Origin of the sequence: Flavobacterium hibisci (assembly GCF_020026925.1) — a bacterium.
Taxonomy (GTDB): domain Bacteria; phylum Bacteroidota; class Bacteroidia; order Flavobacteriales; family Flavobacteriaceae; genus Flavobacterium; species Flavobacterium hibisci.
Window position 1 is genome coordinate 127,419 of sequence record NZ_JAIQDW010000007.1, and the last position, 19,597, is coordinate 147,015.

The following is a 19,597-nucleotide window of genomic DNA, read 5'->3' on the forward strand; positions in this document are numbered from 1 at the left end:
ATAAAGCCGAAAGCGGGAATATTGCCCTAAAATAACGAATTGTAGTGCTTCTTTATTTACTTATATAAAACAATATTGGATTAATTCAAAATAAAATGCCCTTTAAACTTTAAAGCTTAGAGGGCATTTTTATATAGATACTGAATAATTTCTTATAGGTATTCTCCGTGTTGAGAGATATCTAATCCTAATTCTTCTTTTTCTTCAGTAACTCTTAGAGGAGTAATTTTGTTAACGATGAAGAATAATGCATATGAAGCTGCAAAAGCAAATATAGAAACCAATACTAATGCTTTTAACTGAGTCAGAAATAAGGTAGCATCACCAAAAATCAGACCTTGATGATCTCCTACTACTGAATTAACTGTATTTGATGCAAATACTCCTGTTAACAGCATTCCTACCATTCCACCAACACCGTGGCAGGCGAAAACGTCAAGAGCATCATCAATTTTTCCTTTAGGGAATTTGCTAACAACGATATTACTAATTACAGCAGCGATGATACCAATTGCTAAAGCATGAGGGATAGAGACAAAACCTGCAGCAGGTGTAATAGCTACCAACCCTACAACAGCACCGATACAAGCACCCATAGCAGATAATTTGTGACCTAAGATTTTATCAAGGAATACCCATGCCATTGCTGCAGAAGCAGCCGCAACTGTTGTAGTTCCTAAAGCCTGAGCAGCAAGACTACCAGCTCCAACAGCAGAACCCGCATTGAAACCAAACCATCCAAACCATAATAAACCTGTACCTAATAATACATAAGTAATTCTTGCAGGGTTCACTTTTTGAACTTTACGTTTTCCTAAGAACATAGCTCCTGCTAATGCAGCCCATCCAGCACTCATGTGTACTACTGTTCCTCCAGCAAAATCTAAAACTCCCCATCCGAAGAATAATCCATCAGGATGCCATGTCATGTGGCATAATGGAGCGTAAATTAATAATATGAATAAAACCATGAATAATAAGTAAGCCCAGAAGCGTACACGCTCAGCAAAAGCCCCTGTTATTAACGCAGGTGTAATGATAGCAAATTTAGCCTGAAATAATGCGAAAAGAATAAAAGGGATTGTTGGGGCTAACTCCCAGGCAGTATTAGCACTGACCCCCTGAAAGAATATATTTGAAGTAGGATCTCCTATGAATCCGCCTATTGATGGGCCAAAACATAATCCAAAAGCAATCACTACCCATAAAATAGTAACAATTACCATCGCCATAAAACTTTGCAGCATAGTACTGATTACGTTTTTCTTACCAACCATACCTCCGTAGAAGAAACCTAAACCTGGAGTCATTAATAATACAAAGGCAGTTGCAACAACCATCCATGCTGTATCACCTGTATCCATTTTTAATTCGACAACATGAGCTCCCAATGTTTTTGATTCAGTAACAAATGAAATAGAAAAAATAGATAGTAACAGAATTGTGATGAGGATCACACTTAAAATAATTTTTCGCATAGTTATTTAGTTTTAAAATTTTTGATAAAAGTATAAAATCATTTGATACCCCCATTAAAAATAGTAGTCAATGTTTGATTTTTGTTAATTTTTCATTTTACACCCCCTTAGTTTTATACATACAATCCAAAAATGACTTAAAATTTATAATTTATCAATCCTAAATTATTTTAAAATTGCATTTTAAATGAGTTTTATAAGAAAAAACATGGAAATAATTTTAGTTTTAAGTTTATTGCGGCATTATTTAATGTTTTTTTATAAAAAACATTAAATAATTAATGAAAAAAGGCATCATCTGATAATTCAAACGATGCCTTTTTGGGTAGTAATTATTGTCAGTTATTTCTGACCGTACTTTTCTTTGTACTTCTTATTCAGCTGAGTCTGGTGTGTTTCAAGACTTATCGCTCTTCCCTGAATGAAGGCATGTGTAAGCTGGTTAGTTCTCATATCCAGCGCATCTCCTTCAGAAATAAATAATGTAGCATCTTTTCCTGTTTCTAAAGAGCCACAAAAACTATCGATACCTAATAACTGAGCTGTATTAAGTGTTATTAATTGTAATGCTTTTTCTTTATCAAGTCCGTAAGCAGCACATGTTCCTGCTAAAAATGGTAAATTACGGGTATTCATTCTTTCATTGTCACCGCTGTTCTCAAGTCCAACCAAAACTCCTTTGTCAGTTAGAATCTTAGCCATTTTAAAAGGAGCCCTCACATCCTGATCATCGCTTGTGGGCATATCATGCACACGTCTTAAAAGTATCCCGATGTTATTTTTTTGTAATAAATCGGCAGCTTTGTAAGCCTCAAAACCACCCACTATAACAATTCTCTTTATTCCGTTGCTCTTAGCTAACTGAATCGCATCCGTAATTTGCTTTTCTTCATCAGCATGAATGAATAAGGTTTGTGTTCCATCAAAAAGTCCTTTTGTTGATTCAAAAACCACATTTCTTTGTTTTGAAGTTTCTCCTAAATAAGCTTTCGAATTAATTAGAAAGGTATTTACTTCGTTAATCTGTGTTGCATAATCCTTGTTAGGCTCAATTATACCAGGTTCAAACCAGTTACCTGTTCTTCTAAATCCGGAAGGAAAGTTTAAATGTATTCCGTCATTTTCTTTTATAAGGGCATCTTTCCACGTCCATGCGTCTAGCTGAACAATTGAAGATGTTCCGGAAATTCTTCCTCCACGAGGTACTATCTGAGCAATTAAAATTCCGTTTGGACGAACAGTTTCGGTTACTTTTGAAGTTGAATTATAAGCTACAATACTCCTTACGTTTGGATTGATGTTCCCAATTTCTTCCTGATCATCGGATGATTTTACCGCATCAATTTCAACAAGTCCTAAAGTAGAATTAGGTGCAATAAAACCAGGATAAACATGCTTTCCAGCAGCATCAATAGTACTATCATAAGCATTATCCGCAAGTCTTATAGTCGTGGCATCAGCTACTAATGTCAGCTTACCATCTTTAAAACCTATGGCACTTTTTTCTATTATTTTTCCGTTTCCGAGATGTGCCGTTGCATTTAGGATCAGTATTGATTTCGTCTGCTTTGGCGCCGGAATCTGCTGAGCTTTGGTTTGTATTGTCATCCCAAAAATCAACAACAATATATATATGTTTTTAGTTATCATAATTATCATTTATATAAATCTTTAGCTCCTTAGTATTGCTCTAAAGTGTCGCAGTGATATTCTTTTTTCTCTTTTTTTGTTGGTTCCTGTGTGTTCATTCCTTTGTTTTTTTCCTGAAGCATCTGGCCGATTAACAGATTTCTTTCTTTTGTAATGGCTTCCTGTTTTTCAAGTTCTTTTTCTATGTCAAAATACACAACACCTTCAATAATCGTTTTTTCTGCTTTTGAATAAACAGACAAAGGATTGTCGCTCCAAAGTACTAAATCGGCATCTTTACCCACTTTAATACTTCCAACTTTATCATCGATATGTAATAGTTTAGCCGGGTTAAGAGTTACAAATTTCCATGCTTCTTCTTCTGAAATTTTGCCATATTTTACAGCTTTTGCAGCTTCCTGATTTAATCTTCTGGACATTTCTGCATCATCTGAATTGTAAGCTACAACCAAACCTTCATTGTGCATAATAGGTCCGTTGAAAGGGATAGCATCGTTTACTTCAAATTTATAAGCCCACCAGTCTGAAAAAGTTGAAGCACCAACACCATGTTCTTTCATCTTATCAGCAACTTTATAGCCTTCCAGGATGTGTGTGAAAGTGTTCACATTAAAATTGAATTTATCTGCAACATTCATCAGCATTAATATCTCCGATTCTACATAAGAATGACAGGTAATGAATCGCTTTTTATTTAAGATTTCGGCCAGCGTTTGTAGTTCAAGGTCCACTCTTGGAGCTTTTTCTTTTTTAGGATTGGCATTGAATTTTTTCCAACTCTCATCATATTCTTTGGCACGTTGGAAATAATCTGTAAAAACCTGTTCAACTCCCATTCTGGTCTGAGGATAACGGGTTGGATTAACAATTCCCCAATTAGATTGCTTTACATTTTCACCTAAAGCAAATTTGATAAATTTAGGCTGATTTTTATATAGCATTTCATCTGGAGATAGCCCCCATTTCCATTTTACAATTGCAGAGCGTCCTCCGATTGGATTGGCTGAACCATGTAGTAATTGTGAAATAGTAACGCCTCCCGCTAAATCCCTGTAAATATTAATATCCTCAGAATTTACGACATCCTCTATAGTAACTTCTGCAGTCGAATTATGACCACTTTCGTTAACCCCTTTGGAAATGGCAATATGTGAATGTTCATCAATAATTCCGCTGGTAAGGTGTTTTTCTTTCGCGTCAATAATTGTTGCTGAAGCATCTGAAAGATTTTTACCTATGGAAACAATTTTTCCGTTTTTTATCAAAACATCGGTTTCAGTTAAAATTCCTTCTTTTTCATTTGTCCAGACTGTTGCATTCTTAAACAGTAAAGTTTGTGGGGTTAACTTTTTGGAATTCCCAAAAGCAATATTCGGAAAAGTTGTTGGCATAATTGGGTTTGGCTTTTCAGGTTTTACAGTATCTTTTACAGCTACAAACGGGGAAGTTTTTACAGCTGTCCAGTTTACCTGAGTACCGTTGTATAATTCTCCTTTTCCTGAAAGAGTATTAGTATTTTCTACTAATCCCGTTAAACGGGTAAAATTAGATTTTATAGTATCATTGGATTTAATCAAAAGTGAAATCCAGTTTTTTGAAACAGAAAAAGTGTTCTTTAGTTTTTTATTATCCGCTGTCGTTATTTCAGATTTTGGCGCTTCGACAGTTCCGTCAATTTTCCATTTTAAAGTTTCATTTCCAATAGTAAGGTTGTAATTGCCACGAATATCTTTTGCATTGATATCATTTATAACGTATTTGTTTCCCTGAACCCAATTCTCATATAAAATTGTTTTTTCATCGAATATTTCGCCAGAAGTAATTACAAAATTGGCAAAACTTCCTGTTTTCAAACTTCCAATTTCGTTGCTCTTTCCTAAAATTGCTGCCGGAATTGTAGTTAGCGCTTCCAGCGCTTTTGTTTTATCAAAACCATATTTGATTGATTTTAGAAGGTTAATCCTAAAATCTTCCATTTTTTTCAATTTATCTGTTGTAAGAGCGAAAATGATTCCGTTATCTGAAAGTACTTTCGGATTGGCAGGTGCCTGATTCCAGAAACGCATATCCGCAAGTTCTATCTGATTGGATAAATACGGATTTGAAACATCATAAGCTTCAGGAAAATTAATTGGAATAATGAATTTTGAATTGGTGTTTTTAATCTCCTCAATTCTTTCAAATTCATTCCCGCTTCCCTTTAAAATATAGTTTAAACCAAATTCTTTTGCAATTTTAGAAGCTCTTAAGCTATTTAATTTGTCCTCTGAAGTAAAAATCTGTATCAGTTTTTCATTTGCGGCCAGAGCTTCCAATGATAAATCTTTCATGTCTGAATTTCCTTTTTTATACCAATCCAAATCAAAATACATCTGGCGAAGAAGCGCCATCGATCCCATTAAAGAACTGGGATAAGCCTGATTTGTTAAAGCACTTCTGTTAAAAGAAAAATGGTTGGTTATTTTGTTCGAAATGATTTGACTCTTACCGTCAGTATTATTCAAAGCAATCAAAAGTCCTGTTCCCTGTGCAACCCCGTCATGAATATGCGTCCCTACAACACCAAATCCTGCTTTTAAAAACTCCTCGGCTTTTGGCTGATCATATTTGAATGTCTCATATCCATTTAGATGAGACAATATACTTTCATTCCAGTAATATCCTGTTTTTTTGGTATCGTAAATATTATCTTCTCTGCCCGGAGTTAAATTTCGCTTAGGTTTTTCAATTCCAAAACTGGTATAAATATCAATAAACGAAGGGTAAATTGTCTTGCCTTCAAGACTAATCACAATCGCATTTTTTGGAATCGTTATATTATTTCCAACATTGACTACTTTGCCATTTTGAACAACTAAGGTTCCTTTTTCAATTTTTTTTGTCGGTGTGATGTATATAACAGCGTTCGTAAAAACTGTATAATTGTTGTTTTTGTTTTGAATACTTTCATTAACAGGAAAGTATTCCTGAGCCCATGTTTTTGTTACAAAAAAACTCAGGAAGAGCAGTACGGATATTTTTTTCATTTACAAGTGTATATTTGTTATAAAAATATAAAATATATATAATCTTACAACTTTTATTTTTCCTACTTGATATAAATCTTATCTTTAATTCAATAACTCTTAGGTTTTAGTAATATGGCCTGTTTAGATAGATAAAATATGAATAAAATAAAATGGGGAATAGTTGGTTTAGGAAACATTGCAGGCCAATTTGCTGCTGATTTACAATTAATAAATGAAGCTGAATTAGCTGCCGTAGCTTCAAGAGACATTGCTAAGGCCGGTGAATTTGCCAAAAAGTATGATTGCGATACATTTTACGGATCATATAATGACCTGTTTTTAGACGAAAACATTGATATTGTTTATGTAGCAACACCTCACGATTCACATGCCGAATTATCTATTCGCGCAATGGAAAATGGCAAACATGTATTATGCGAAAAGCCTTTGTCCTTATCCTACCATGATGCTGTACGAATGACTGAGGCCTCAAAAAAGCACAATAAATTTTTCATGGAAGCTTTTTGGACGCGATTTATTCCATCCATTCAGGAACTTTTGTCAAAAGTAAAAAATGGCGAAATAGGATCAGTTAAATACCTTAAAGCTGATTTTGCTTATTATAATAAAGAATTAGGAACTAGGCTGACAGACAAAAAATTAGGTGGCGGTGCACTTTATGACATCGGCGTGTATCCGCTATTTCTGTCTTATATCATACTCGGAATTCCGGAAGAAATCATAGCAAAATCAACTTTTCATACAACAGGAGTTGATTTGCAGACTACTATGATTTTACAATATGAGTCGGCACAGTCTGTTTTACACGCAGGTTTAGTTTCTGCTTCTGACATGAAAGCCACAATTAGCGGCACTCAGGGAAGAATTGACATTGATTCTCCTTGGTTCATGACACAAGGGTATTCCATTATTAAAGATGAACAGGAAGAAAAATTCAATATTCCTACTATAGGAAAAGGTTTTGCACATGAGGCAATCGAATGCCATACCTGTATTAAAAACAATCAAATAGAAAGTAAGCTCTGGTCGCATCAAAATTGTTTGGATCTAAGTAAAATTGTCGAAGAAGTAAAAAATCAGATTGGTTTAGAATTTGATTAAATTTAAAAGAAAAAAAATACATATTGTAATACTTTGTTTATTAAAATATTTACTTATTTTGCTTAAAAATAAAAAAATATTTACAAAAAAATAAATAAGTATGCTCATTAAAGTTTTTGGAAGCGCAGTTTTTGGAGTTGAAGCTACTACTATAACGGTAGAAGTCAATATGGACAAAGGAATTGGTTATCATTTGGTAGGTTTACCTGACAATGCAATAAAAGAAAGCAGTTATCGAATAGCTGCAGCCCTTAAAAATAATGGCTATACTATGCCAGGCAAAAAGATTACCATAAATATGGCACCTGCCGATTTGCGCAAAGAAGGTTCTGCTTATGATTTAACTTTAGCTATTGGAATTTTAGTAGCTTCAGACCAGATAAAGGCTACAGAAATTGATCGCTATATCATCATGGGCGAACTTTCACTGGATGGAAGTTTACAATCTATAAATGGCGCATTGTCTATAGCCATTAAAGCAAAAGAAGAAGGTTATAAAGGTTTTTTTCTTCCAAAGCAAAATGTAAAAGAAGCTGCTATAGTTGCTGGATTAGATGTTTACGGGGTTGAAAATGTTCAGGAAGTCATTGATTTCTTTGAAGAAAAAGGAACTTTAGAACCTACAATTATTGATACCCGCGCAGAATTCTACAAAACCTTAGATTTTCCTGAGTTTGATTTTTCAGATGTTAGAGGCCAGGAAAGCATTAAACGCTGTATGGAAATTGCAGCTGCTGGAGGACATAATATCATTCTGATTGGACCTCCGGGAGCAGGAAAAACAATGTTAGCGAAACGTCTGCCAAGTATTTTACCTCCAATGACTTTGAGAGAAGCGTTAGAAACGACAAAAATTCATAGCGTTGCTGGTAAATTAAAAGAAGTTGGATTAATGAACCAAAGACCATTTCGCAGTCCGCATCATACTATTTCGAATGTTATAGTAGTAAAGCTGGTGGTTTAGTTATACACTAAAATATCAATTAAATAAAACAAATAATCATGAATGGTAAATCGAAACTAACTTACAGTATAATAATGGGTTTAGGAGTAGCAATTATAATAGCACAGTTGTGTTTTATCTACAAAAAATTTAAAGGATTATTAAAATTTCCGTTTTAAGTGCGTTACAAAAATGTAGCTTTTATTTAATGTGTGGTTACTATTAAATCTTTAATCAACTTAATGCTTGTCATATAGAATTACCTACACCTGCTCAATTAATAGATTACGATGAACCAAATGATGATTTACACGAGGTGGTTATTGTAATTCAATTTGAATCAATTGATGATGAGTATGACAATATAGGTTATAGAAAATTTAACGGTGAGACAGGCTCTTGCTTGCCGACTGATATAAGATGGCTAAGAGATTCAGAATTGAAAATTTTAAGTAGCCAAACTCACAGCTAGCTAGTACAACAGATTTGGAAAATCGGTTATACGCTTAAGTACTTAACGACAAACACTTTTAGCAATGTTGGACACTTAAACTGGGTCATTTATTTGTAAAAAATAAAATCATATGGCAGAAAATAATAACTCCGGAAAAGGCAATGAAAATCCAAGCACACAGCTGATAAAACAATTCCTTATGTTTCTCCTACAGAGAGGACAAATTGAGCAAACTGGCAATTGTAAATAACTTTACTTAACAAGATAAACGCCCTCATATTAAACTGTTTTTTTTAGTAATATTTATATATAATTATCGGAAGTAAAAGTATTTGTGGCATCTCCAAATTTTTTATGTAAACTTACCCAAAAACGAGAAGGACGAAATGGTTTTGCCCAATTCCCTCTTTTGGTGGGAATATTATAAATAGATGATCTTAAAAGTATACACCTTAATTTAGCTCTACTTACGCACACATAACAAAGTCTATGGTCTTCGGCAATAGCAAGAGGATTATTTTGATTATAAAAATTTGGAAACTTATCCTCATCCATACCTAACATAATTACAGTTTCGAATTCCAAACCTTTTGAACTATGCCGAGTTGTAATAGTTACCTCGTTATTAGGTGATCCTAAGTTAGCAAGACGTTCAACAGAAGTACCTTTTAAGTTATGTAATCTAGCTTCATCAATTAAACATTCTAGATTTTCGACCTCATTTGGATACATCTCCGACCCTTCAAGTGTTTTACACAGACCTAACTTGTCCAACATAAATTTTATCCATTCTAGTGTTTCATTGATTGATTTTGCTTCAGTAATTATGGCATGAAACATCACTTTTAATTGTATTGAGTCTAATGTTTTTCGTGGATCATCATGATTAAAGAGTAAAGAAACCCAAAACTTAAACAAATCCTGAAAAGATTGTGAACTCTTCTCTATACACCAAGATGCACACTCCTGTAGCCAGACTAAAACTGCACTATTTTCAAATTTCCATTTAGCTATAAAAAAAGGAATTCCATTATATGTTAAAACACTAGCCATAAATGCAACTTCTTCATTTGAATTAAGTAGAATACCAATTTCATTTAAAGATACCTCCTCTTTCAACAATTTCGGAATAACCCTTTCTGCGACTGTCTGAAATTGTTCAGACATATCCTCTTTACACACGATAAAGGTGAAATCAGCTTCATCTGTAATAAGTCGTTGTGCAGTATAATCTGGATGTGGTGTTTCTAATTGTAATGCTTCTAATGATGCTGCAATAATATGCTTTGAACTTCGATAATTAGCAGTTAAGTACACAGGATCAATATCAGCATATGTAGTAAGTTCTTTCAAGAAATCAGGATACCCACCATTAAATCCATAAATTGATTGATTCTCATCCCCAACTGCATATAGCTTAATTCCAGCATTAAAAACAAGCTCCAATACCATTTCATGTAATGCCTTTCCCAAATCCTGATATTCATCAACTAACAACCAAGGAAATCTACATTTTAATGTTTTGCGTACAAATTCCTTTTCACGAATTATTGTTGCCGAAAAATTGATAATACTCGTAAAATCTAAATATTCCGTTTCCAAAAGATATTTCTCATATATCTCAGCTGCCTTTGAAACTGGGCCGCTTGAATTTATCTGTACAGAACTAATACCTTTTAAAGCCAATGCCCTCTGCTTCTGAATATCTCCAAACCGAAGTTCCTTAGTTGTTAAGCCTATTTCAGTAAGCACCCTGTTGTAAATCTTATTACTTATTTCATTAGAAATAATTTTTATAGGATATTTGATCCCATATTCAGGATAAAGATGTGCGAAAGGTTGCAAAACGTGTAGCAAACTAAAACTGTGTACTGTTCCAATAAAATCCTTATTAGTGGGAATATAACCATATTGTTTAAGTCTTGATCTTAATTCTCGCACTGACTCTCTGCTAAAACTGATACATGCTAAACCTTCCGGCTTTCGTATATGAGATTTAGAAAGGGAAACTGCTTTTAAAGATAAAACTCTGGTTTTCCCACTACCAGGTCCTGCAATTAAAACAGTATTATTCATAGACCTATAAGCCTTAAATTGATTAGGATCCTTTTCAATTAGCGACAGATCTTGATAGAATAGACTATTCATGTTCGTCTTTTACCGCATTAATTATATCTTCGATTCCCTTACTAATGTATTCGGGTATCATGTTTTTAGTAAGAGATCCAGCTAATCTTTGTGCAAACCTTCCTTTACCTATATTGTTATCTATCTTTTGTAGAGCTTCCCAAAATGACTTCGAATCAATATCATTTTCAAAATTTTTAAGCATCTGTTTTTTACCTTTTATTAGCTCACCATATATAGATTTTATAATTGTTAATTCCGCTTCATCAGCATTCATTAACAAATCTACTTCAAATGTATATGTACCAATATAACAGCCTTCATCACAAAACAATGCATTTTGTGCAATATAATCTGCCTCAGGAATTTCTTCTTTTGTAAGTTCTCCAATACTTACCAAAATACTTGAAATATTTTCATTCCCTTTATAAAATTCGTCAGCTCCAGTTTTCAGAATATGAAATTTTTTTTCAACTTTTGTTTTATGTGTATCAGTATCAACGGTGATATTTTTTTCATAATAATCTCCATCAGTAAATAATATCCAAGGTATGCATAATTCATTTAAAAGCTGTATGTAAGGTTTGAAATTGGTTGAATTTATATTACATACAACAATTCCGTAATCATCTAATGGCAATTCCAAAATATCAGCCGCAACCGGAATTATAAACTCTTCAGTAATACCTTCAACAAGAATTATAGCTTTACCGAAATATATTTCACCACGCTTGGCATCAATATATCTCTCCATGTCATGTCTTTCTCTACGACCAATTTTTAAAGATTTAGTTGAAAAAATTTCACTTGCACTATTTATTTTCCTAATATGAACAATTGAATTTAATGGCGTTACCGAAGAAATAAAAGTTGAATGGGAAGTAAAAATTACCGACGTATTACTTTTATGCAATACCTCACGGTAAATCAACCGTTGTAGTATGGGATGCAAATGAGCTTCTGGTTCCTCAACTGCCAATATTGTAAATGCCTGGTGCCTAAAGTTATTTGCATCCATGAATTCATAAAGGTGTTCAAATGTTTTTTCATCAATATCTTCATTTAAGATAAAGTTTCCTTTCTCACTTTTTGTATAAAGATTGGATAAAATATCTTCCGAATCTTTAGAAAGCAGTGCTTGAAAGTCATCGCTTTTGACAATTGGTTTAACCGTTTTATCCTTTAATAATAAAAGCATTAATGAAACGAACAATATATTTGTAAGTCCCATACTTAATTCGCTCACTGGTCTTTGCTTTAATCCCATATATGCCTGTAAAGCATATAAAAGCCTTTCGGTGTCTATTTCAAATGTCTGAAGTGTAACATTTGTATCATTTTGAAGACCGGTAAGAGACTGAAATCTATTTTGTATTGCATTTTTAATATGAACAATTTCATCCAAATCAAGAATTTTATCCGCTGCAAGCTGCATTGCTTCTGAAATGTCGTACAAATCTTCTGGAGAAATTTCGTACTGTTTTACAAGTTGATATAGCGTGGAATTTTTCCCTGCTCGCAATTCTTTTTCTACATCGCGTAAAGCCTTAATAACATATATATTAATATAATTACGATCTTCATACGTAAATTTAACAGCTTCACTTTTCCCCTTATAAATTTCATATTTATAATTAAGAATTTTTCCATTTTCATCTAAATTAGGAAAAAATCTATATCTAAATTGTAAAGTAGGCGGATCAGCTGAAATTACAGCATCTTCAAATTGAGCGACAAGTTTCTTATTATGCTCATAACCCTGAATTTCTAGAACTATTTCTATAATTTGCCCTGTAAGCATTGGATTTTCAATACTATCATGAAAATCACTTTCAGTAAGTTGTCGATCATTATCTGAATAATCTCGATCAAGTATTAATTGAATTGCCCTTAAAAAGTTTGTTTTTCCTGTATTATTCTCGCCAATAATAACCTGTTTGTGATTAAGCTCAACATCAACATCTAAGAAATTTCTAAAGTTTTTAATTCTTATTCTTGATATAAAAGGATTATTTAAATTTATCATTCTATGAAATTTGATATAAACAAATATAAACTTATCATGCATTACTTGCATATTTTATTATACCTAAAATCTTACCTGTTTATAAATCCTCTTACATAAATTTTTAATAAACCACTCCTCACTAATCCCATTCTTCCAAGTTCCTGCTTTAATAATTGATATTCCTTTTCTATATTTTTCAAGATTGATTGCATATTTCTGCCACCAAGTAATCCACGTAAGTCAAGTATTGACTTAATTCTTTCGGATAACTCATTGTTTGATTGTATATCTCTATGTTAATTCTGTCAACAACTTGTTGGTATCCCGTTTCAAATTCGCTTCGTAGTCCATCCTCAACTTCGGCTTTGAATTTTCGATAGTCTTCATCTTTAGACTGAATTCCTTTTCTAAGTTTTTAAAATTGCTTCGTTCTCTATTTGCAAGTTCTTCAAATTCTCGTTCAATCCTTGTGATTTCTCCTTCAAAATTACGCACAAAACCTGAATCTTCTCGTAAATTGACTTCAACATATCTTTCTTCTCGCCTAATGCTATTTTGCTCATTTTGCCTGCCGATGAATAGTAACTTTGTTATTAATAAGCCATTTTTTTCATACTTTCTATATCTTTCCTTCCAGTCCTACGCCCTACTTATTTAAAGTTTATGATTGTTGTACTATTAACTTTATTTTCTATATTTCGAAACTCCATATTTTATCACATATAAGAGTTATATCATTTTTTCCACATAAAGTTTAGTCTTAAACAAAAAAAATCACTTAGTCACAGATTACTGATAATCAGCCCCTTTGTATATTTTTTGACAATTTAAGAGGTTAAAAATTGCCATCTGAAGAATAAAATATTAATAATCAATCGCTTATACCATTTCAAGTCACATTAACTTTTTCGTTAAAAAATAGGTATTGCATTTTTTTTGGCAGAAATTATTACTTCAGGCCTTCTTGGATATCGTTAATTAATAAATCGAAGTTTTTTTCATTTAGTTCTTGATGATTCCACACACAATAATAATTTTGATATTTGAAGAATGTTTTCAAATACATATAGTTACTGCTTATTTTTTCCGGAAGAACTTTGGGAAAGTTATCACTTAGATGCAACAAGGTAACTCCATCGAATTGACAATTAACTCCTCCAGTACACAGTGATTGTACAGTATTATCGAAAATAAATCGATGGGCAATTTTTGGGACATATGCCAAAGATTCCAACTGATTAAAAGTGCAATTAAAAACACCACCAACTTCTTTCGGTGACCCTTTCAAAGATCGCAAATTCATCCTTGAGCAGTCAAAATCGCCGGAAACCTTATTGAATACCAAAGGAATATCCGTGGTGAAATTCATATTTTCTGCAAACTTTACATTACCAGTAACATCCAGACTTCCATCTGTATTGATTTTGTATAAACCTATATTTATCCAGCAATCTCTAATGATTCGTTGCACTTCACATTCCAAACTAAAAAACGTAAGATCAGAATCTATATCCATCATTACCTGAAACCTTCTTCTATATCCAAAACCAATCTATTAAACTCATCTAGATTAAACCTGCTATTGTCGTCGGAATACAAACTACCAATATGACGGTAATACTTAAAGATTATTGGTAATGCCATCTGCTTCTCAATAACAATGGGTGGTATCGTCCTTTGATTTGGAGCAGTTGATTCTTGTTTTTGGATATTAACTTTTTTAACTATACAGTTCTGATTTCCGATATCTAGTTTCACATCATCATCAAACGAAAGAGTATCTCCAATATAAGTCGGACAGCCTGCTAAACTGCTAAGTGCATTTGCAGTCAAATGCAGACTTCCTCCCACTTGTTTCAAAGATCCTTCTATGCTAGTTAATTCGTTATTATTAGCGTAAAAATTACCAGATATTTTTTCGGGTAAATATCTGAATGTGTTGATTCGATTTAGAAAAGCAGTAAGACTACCATTAATTGCAGAGGGACAGTGTTTCAGTGAAGTCAAATCATTCTCTTGACAGAAATAATCTCCGCCCACAAACTTTGGCCCTCCTTTTAATGTTGTAAGATTGTTTGAATTACAATTAAACGAGCCTCCGACATATTCTGGGCAACCTTTTAATGTTGATAATTTATTAGCGGAACAATAAAAATCACCATAAACTTTTCCAAAAAAAAGAGGTAACATTTTTAGCGTGGTGTTACAAATGTACACATCACCGTTTACATCAATTAGTCCTTTTTTATTAATAACGAAATGTCCTATACGTATTTTATATCTTTGCTTTATTTGACAAACTTCCTTTTTAGACAGTATTCTTTTTATTTTCATTGGGATCAATTACTCAAGCTAAAGTACTCCGCCGTGATGAAATATGCCAGTTTCAACGACTGTAATTTTGAGAATAATTATAAAACTATCCTTGTGGCACTTTGTATATTATCGAGGTAATATATTACATCATTACGATCTTTATTCTGGCTTAGCAATTGTAAAAACTTTAAAATCATAAGCAACATCATTCATAATGGAAACAATTTTTTCCGAATTTTCAGGATCAAAAAACAAGGCATCGTATATATAGCCCACAAAAATTGCCTCTTCATTTAGCCTTCTAATAACTTCCGTCATTATCTCAACTTCTTTGGCAAATAATCGTCGAGATGTTATTTTATGTTTGAATTGGCTTTTCATTTTCTCTGATATAATTGTATTTAGCATATCCGGCTCAAACTTTTTGTAATAATTCCATAACGATGATTTCTCCATTTGACTTGCTTTTTTATTAAAAAATGATAAATGCTCGATCTTAACATCTTTTTTATCAATTCCCATATCTACAGCTAACTTCTCATGCGTTAGATGTATTGAATTGCCTCCATACAACATGATGGCAAGGTTAGGATGCAGACAGCAATAATCCGCTTCAGAAATTGGATTGCCATTGATTTTAATCAGTCTTCTGATCCAACTAGGCATAAGTGTAAATGAATCCACAACTCGACCACCGCTTTTAGCATTTCCAGGTTTAGGTATCATCAAACCATTAAAAGTCAAATTTTCAAATACTTCAATAGCATCTTCTACATAACAGACGTTAGAAATATTTGCTAACCTTTCTTTACTTCTTTTATTTCTCCACATTAATCTTCTTCCTTTTTTGTCTGTATACCCATCTGAGATTAATTGGTTTGCTTCTGCGTTAATTTCTATTTTAGTCGGTAATTTCACGGTCTTATAAAATTCAATTAGATTCGTACAGATGATATTATCTTTTGCTTTTTTTAATTTTCGCTCACATGATTTTTTAAATAATTTTTTGACAACATCTGTTTGCAACATATAAGCTTTATATTTTTTATTTCGAAAATTATCTGTTAAGCGATATCGATAACTATTACTTCCTATCCTGTAATAACCCTTTTCTAATATTGGACCATTATCCTTATAATAAAATTCCGTTAATGCATCTCGAACGTTTATATACGTTTGCGATTCTAGATAGAGTAATTGCCTTAGATATTCTGCCCTGAGAGATTTCCAACCTTCTGGTTCTGTTTCATTAATGATACTTCTATTTGCTGACTCTAACTGACTTAGAAATAGCAAACACAATTCTACTGCAACTAGCTTATTTTCCTCAGTATTTTTCCCTCCATGAATCTTTTTAAGATATACCGTGGAAAGATTCCGTTTAAGCATTGTTTCAACTGGCGGAATCATTATCACATTTTGATTTTTAAGATGTGTTGTCGCGACCAGTGTAGAGTTTTGTTTCTTTAAACAGTCATCATCAACCTCGTTACCCCCTGTATTTGTTGGTTTTACAACAAAATATAAATCATTATCTATATGACTATTTATAACATCATTAATGATAGAAGATTTAGATTGATTAGATAAATTAGATTTAATTATAGTTGACTGCTGTCTTTTCTTTCTTTGAGTTTTTACGATTTTATTTTCTTTAGACATATACGGTTTTTATTTTATGCCTTGGATCTCTATACTTTAAAGTTCCAGACATTCTTATACCATATATTTGAAAAAAAGTTTAACTTTTAAGAAATAAAAAGCAATACTTACACCACACTTTAACTTTCAATAAAATGCATAAAACAAAACGGATGAGTAAATTACTCATCCGTTTCTTGTTTAACCTAACGCTTTACGAAGTACATCTTCAGTAAGGTGGTATCTAAATTCTTCTTTCGTATCAAAATCTAGAAATATTAATTCATTTGTTCCATCACCGTTTTTCAACGCTACCTGTAATGATCTTACAAATTCTGTCATAGTTTTAAGATCATTAGCTATAGTTATTCTGTCGACAGCGATATCAATATTATACAAAAAGCCGGAGATAAGATTAATGTCTTTTATACGATCTGAATCAATTATTTTTCCATTTACTCTTACTTGTGAAAAACCAAGATTATCAATAACATCAGAAACCGAATTTAGATTACCAGCGAAAGACCTCCATTTAGGCGTAAGAATGATTATTCTTTTGCCTACTAAAAAATTATAAACTTCTATCATATACTATATTATACAGTTGAGTAGTTAGTCGTGGAGGTGTAGCGACGAACCTTTCCATCTTTTAAATAAACATTTAGTACGTCGCCAGACCATACTGCGTTATTTACCTCTTTTCCAACATTTATAATTATATGATTGCTTGAAGTCGAATAGAGTTTTAATTTTTCGCCTTCTACTTTGATTACCCCATAACTAATAAATTTACTATCAAATCCCATAATAAAATTTTTTATTATCTACTCATGTGGCTTTTCGATCTCCGCCCCGTTTATTTACGTAGTTTCTGGCTCTACATTTCAATGAATTAATTCACTACTACTATCTTTGTGGCTTTGCCCCTATTGCTAACAACTTCAAAAAAATAATTTCCTTTGCTCAGACTGCTAACTGAAATTCGGCTTTCTCTCTCAGTTCTTATTAGTTGGCCAGCTGTATTATAAATATTAACTTTTTCTAAGTCCAGATTGCTCTGCAATTCTATGTATACATCTTTGGATGAAGGATTTGGGTAGATTAAAAAATTTGATAAAACAAACGTATCATTATTTAAAAGAGGTGATAAATTAAAAACGCGAACATTCCCGGAATCAATTCCCTTTTTGCTGTTGTAGGGTGCGCCGATAGCTAATATTGAACCATCGCTTGATAACGATACACTCGAGCCGCATCCATCCTTATCAGCTTCACCGATTATATCAATGCCTATTTTTTTCCATGACCCCGCTTCATTTGCATACACACGAACTAGACCCCGACCAATACTTCCATAGCTATATGGACAACCAACAGCCAAGACATTTCCATCACCAGACAGTGAAACACTTCTTCCTCCTAAATATTCAATTTCTGGGTCGGTTATATCGCTTCCAATTTGTGCCCAGGTTCCGCCAGTATTTTGATAAGCGCGGACAATAGGACTATATCTGGCAGCAATTGCTAATATTTTGCCGTCATTAGATAGCTCTACGTTAGATCCACTAAATTCATTTGTTGTCAGTCCTAAAATATCAGTTCCTATTTGTACCCAATTATCATAGATATTTTCATAAACAGATACAGAACCTTTTCTTTGATTATCAACATTACTTTGCGGCGCTCCTATCGCCACAATATTTCCACTGCTGGAGAGTGAAACACTCCATCCACTGTAATCTTCAGCCATTTTGCCAGTGATATAGTTTCCAATTTGGACCCATTTCCCTGAAATATTTCTTAAAACACGAACCTGTCCTGCCCTTGGAGCATATAAATAATTTGTTGTAGCTCCAATAGCTACGACATTTCCGTCATATGATAATGACACACTCGCCCCCGTAGCTCCTCTTGGCTGTTCTCCATTAATAGTAGCTTCTTTATTCCAAATACCATTTAAATTTTTGTAGATTCTTACAGTCCCAGGAGAATTATTTGCAGGTTGAGTAGAACCAATTGCTAAAGTACTACCATCACCTGATACCGAAACACTTCTACCACTTTGATCATTTATCATCTCCCCATAGATAGGATTTCCTATTCGCTTCCATATTCCTCCCTCATTACTAAAAGCTCGAGTAACACCTGCGGCAGTTGCTATCTTTCCTGGACCACCTATTACAATTACATTTCCATTATCGGATAACGAAATACTATTTCCACTGTTGTCATTTGTTACCGATTCGGAAATACTGGAACCAATTTGTATTTGTGAATGACCAAGGATTGGAAAAATTATAAATAGTAAAATTTTTTTCATATTTGATTTGTATTAATTCATATAATAATGAACAAATATAAAAAATAAATTCTATTTTATAGTGTACTATTTAATGGAGTACCATATAAAATGCAAATTCTTGAGATTTGAATCATGGAAGACTCAAGTAAAAAAAATAATACAGAAGAGCTAGATGCAATTGCTTTGCGCCTAAAGACACTTCGAAAAGAAAAGGGATACTCAAACTATGAGCATATAGCATTTGCTTTAGAGATGAGCAGATCGGCATATTGGAGATTAGAAACAGGGGCAAATTTTGAATTAAAAACATTAATTAAAATTTGCAGACTATTAGAAGTAAGTCTGGAAGATTTTTTTAAAGGCATTGATATTCCTCATTCAAAAAAAGATATAGAAAGAAAGAAGTAAAAACAGAAGTGATTTAATCGTTTGAAGGCTAATATTAAATATACATCATTAATTAAATCAAAATTCAGCAAATCTTGATAACAATTAGAGAATCTCCAATAAGCACACAAACAATATTTTAACTCACCTATATGTTACTT

At 32.9% G+C, this 19,597-nt stretch carries 13 protein-coding genes and 1 pseudogene; 3 read left to right on the forward strand and 11 right to left on the reverse strand.

The genetic code is table 11. The annotated features are described in order from the left end of the window. Window positions 1-152: 152 nt before the first annotated feature. The 3 genes from K8B81_RS09385 to K8B81_RS09395 form a co-directional block, all read right to left on the reverse strand. The gene (locus K8B81_RS09385) at window positions 153-1,478 is read right to left on the reverse strand and encodes an ammonium transporter (protein WP_223681175.1); all 1,326 of its coding nucleotides are present in this window, start codon (window positions 1,476-1,478) and stop codon (window positions 153-155) included. A 342-nt stretch (window positions 1,479-1,820) separates the two neighbouring features. Then, window positions 1,821-3,128: an amidohydrolase family protein gene (locus tag K8B81_RS09390; RefSeq protein WP_223681176.1), complete on the reverse strand. Its 1,308-nt coding sequence runs from the start codon at window positions 3,126-3,128 to the stop codon at window positions 1,821-1,823. Between the two features lie 29 nt (window positions 3,129-3,157). Continuing rightward, on the reverse strand, window positions 3,158-6,154 hold the full coding sequence (locus tag K8B81_RS09395; protein ID WP_223681177.1) for an amidohydrolase family protein: 2,997 nt from the start codon (window positions 6,152-6,154) through the stop codon (window positions 3,158-3,160). Window positions 6,155-6,292: 138 nt separating this feature from the next. On the opposite strand from K8B81_RS09395, the gene K8B81_RS09400 reads away from it, so the two are divergent. Together K8B81_RS09400 and K8B81_RS09405 are read left to right on the forward strand one after the other, a co-directional pair. Continuing rightward, the gene (locus K8B81_RS09400; protein WP_223681178.1) at window positions 6,293-7,258 is read left to right on the forward strand and encodes a Gfo/Idh/MocA family protein; all 966 of its coding nucleotides are present in this window, start codon (window positions 6,293-6,295) and stop codon (window positions 7,256-7,258) included. Window positions 7,259-7,358: 100 nt separating this feature from the next. Next, window positions 7,359-8,207: pseudogene (locus K8B81_RS09405) on the forward strand (YifB family Mg chelatase-like AAA ATPase); the annotation flags it as partial. A gap of 751 nt (window positions 8,208-8,958) precedes the next feature. On the opposite strand, the gene K8B81_RS09410 reads toward K8B81_RS09405, so the two are convergent. The 8 genes from K8B81_RS09410 to K8B81_RS09445 all read right to left on the reverse strand — a co-directional run bounded on the left by K8B81_RS09410 (window position 8,959) and on the right by K8B81_RS09445 (window position 18,824). After that, the gene (locus K8B81_RS09410; RefSeq protein ID WP_223681179.1) at window positions 8,959-10,803 is read right to left on the reverse strand and encodes a UvrD-helicase domain-containing protein; all 1,845 of its coding nucleotides are present in this window, start codon (window positions 10,801-10,803) and stop codon (window positions 8,959-8,961) included. Beyond that, window positions 10,796-12,808 carry an ATP-dependent nuclease gene (locus K8B81_RS09415; protein WP_223681180.1) on the reverse strand — a complete coding sequence of 671 codons (2,013 nt, stop codon included), beginning with the start codon at window positions 12,806-12,808 and terminating at the stop codon, window positions 10,796-10,798. The genes K8B81_RS09410 and K8B81_RS09415 overlap by 8 nt, the downstream gene beginning before the upstream one ends. 931 nt (window positions 12,809-13,739) lie before the next feature. Then, entirely contained in the window at window positions 13,740-14,309 is a 570-nt protein-coding gene (locus tag K8B81_RS09420; RefSeq protein WP_223681181.1) for a hypothetical protein, read from the reverse strand. After that, window positions 14,309-15,124: a hypothetical protein gene (locus tag K8B81_RS09425; protein WP_223681182.1), complete on the reverse strand. Its 816-nt coding sequence runs from the start codon at window positions 15,122-15,124 to the stop codon at window positions 14,309-14,311. Before K8B81_RS09425 ends, K8B81_RS09420 begins: the two co-directional genes overlap by 1 nt. 141 nt (window positions 15,125-15,265) lie before the next feature. Then, window positions 15,266-16,768: a hypothetical protein gene (locus tag K8B81_RS09430; RefSeq protein ID WP_223681183.1), complete on the reverse strand. Its 1,503-nt coding sequence runs from the start codon at window positions 16,766-16,768 to the stop codon at window positions 15,266-15,268. Window positions 16,769-16,948: 180 nt separating this feature from the next. Beyond that, window positions 16,949-17,335, reverse strand: coding sequence for a hypothetical protein (locus tag K8B81_RS09435; protein ID WP_223681184.1), 387 nt, complete (start codon window positions 17,333-17,335; stop codon window positions 16,949-16,951). An 8-nt stretch (window positions 17,336-17,343) separates the two neighbouring features. After that, entirely contained in the window at window positions 17,344-17,553 is a 210-nt protein-coding gene (locus tag K8B81_RS09440; RefSeq protein WP_223681185.1) for a hypothetical protein, read from the reverse strand. A gap of 86 nt (window positions 17,554-17,639) precedes the next feature. Then, on the reverse strand, window positions 17,640-18,824 hold the full coding sequence (locus K8B81_RS09445) for a T9SS type A sorting domain-containing protein (protein WP_223681186.1): 1,185 nt from the start codon (window positions 18,822-18,824) through the stop codon (window positions 17,640-17,642). Between the two features lie 357 nt (window positions 18,825-19,181). Here K8B81_RS09445 and K8B81_RS09450 point away from each other — a divergent pair, with 357 nt between their 5' ends. Beyond that, on the forward strand, window positions 19,182-19,457 hold the full coding sequence (locus tag K8B81_RS09450) for a helix-turn-helix domain-containing protein (RefSeq protein ID WP_223681187.1): 276 nt from the start codon (window positions 19,182-19,184) through the stop codon (window positions 19,455-19,457). Window positions 19,458-19,597: the final 140 nt, after the last annotated feature.

Bases quoted from the DNA above. Each gene is read 5' to 3' on its own strand.
- K8B81_RS09440 (WP_223681185.1), bottom strand. From the start codon at position 17,553: ATGGGATTTGATAGTAAATTTATTAGTTATGGGGTAATCAAAGTAGAA.
- K8B81_RS09445 (WP_223681186.1), bottom strand. From the start codon at position 18,824: ATGATAAATGATCAAAGTGGTAGAAGTGTTTCGGTATCAGGTGATGGT.
- K8B81_RS09390 (WP_223681176.1), bottom strand. From the start codon at position 3,128: ATGATAACTAAAAACATATATATATTGTTGTTGATTTTTGGGATGACA.
- K8B81_RS09410 (WP_223681179.1), bottom strand. From the start codon at position 10,803: ATGAATAGTCTATTCTATCAAGATCTGTCGCTAATTGAAAAGGATCCT.
- K8B81_RS09400 (WP_223681178.1), top strand. From the start codon at position 6,293: ATGAATAAAATAAAATGGGGAATAGTTGGTTTAGGAAACATTGCAGGC.
- K8B81_RS09415 (WP_223681180.1), bottom strand. From the start codon at position 12,808: ATGATAAATTTAAATAATCCTTTTATATCAAGAATAAGAATTAAAAAC.
- K8B81_RS09395 (WP_223681177.1), bottom strand. From the start codon at position 6,154: ATGAAAAAAATATCCGTACTGCTCTTCCTGAGTTTTTTTGTAACAAAA.
- K8B81_RS09450 (WP_223681187.1), top strand. From the start codon at position 19,182: ATGGAAGACTCAAGTAAAAAAAATAATACAGAAGAGCTAGATGCAATT.
- K8B81_RS09435 (WP_223681184.1), bottom strand. From the start codon at position 17,335: ATGATAGAAGTTTATAATTTTTTAGTAGGCAAAAGAATAATCATTCTT.
- K8B81_RS09385 (WP_223681175.1), bottom strand. From the start codon at position 1,478: ATGCGAAAAATTATTTTAAGTGTGATCCTCATCACAATTCTGTTACTA.
- K8B81_RS09420 (WP_223681181.1), bottom strand. From the start codon at position 14,309: ATGATGGATATAGATTCTGATCTTACGTTTTTTAGTTTGGAATGTGAA.
- K8B81_RS09430 (WP_223681183.1), bottom strand. From the start codon at position 16,768: ATGTCTAAAGAAAATAAAATCGTAAAAACTCAAAGAAAGAAAAGACAG.
- K8B81_RS09425 (WP_223681182.1), bottom strand. From the start codon at position 15,124: ATGAAAATAAAAAGAATACTGTCTAAAAAGGAAGTTTGTCAAATAAAG.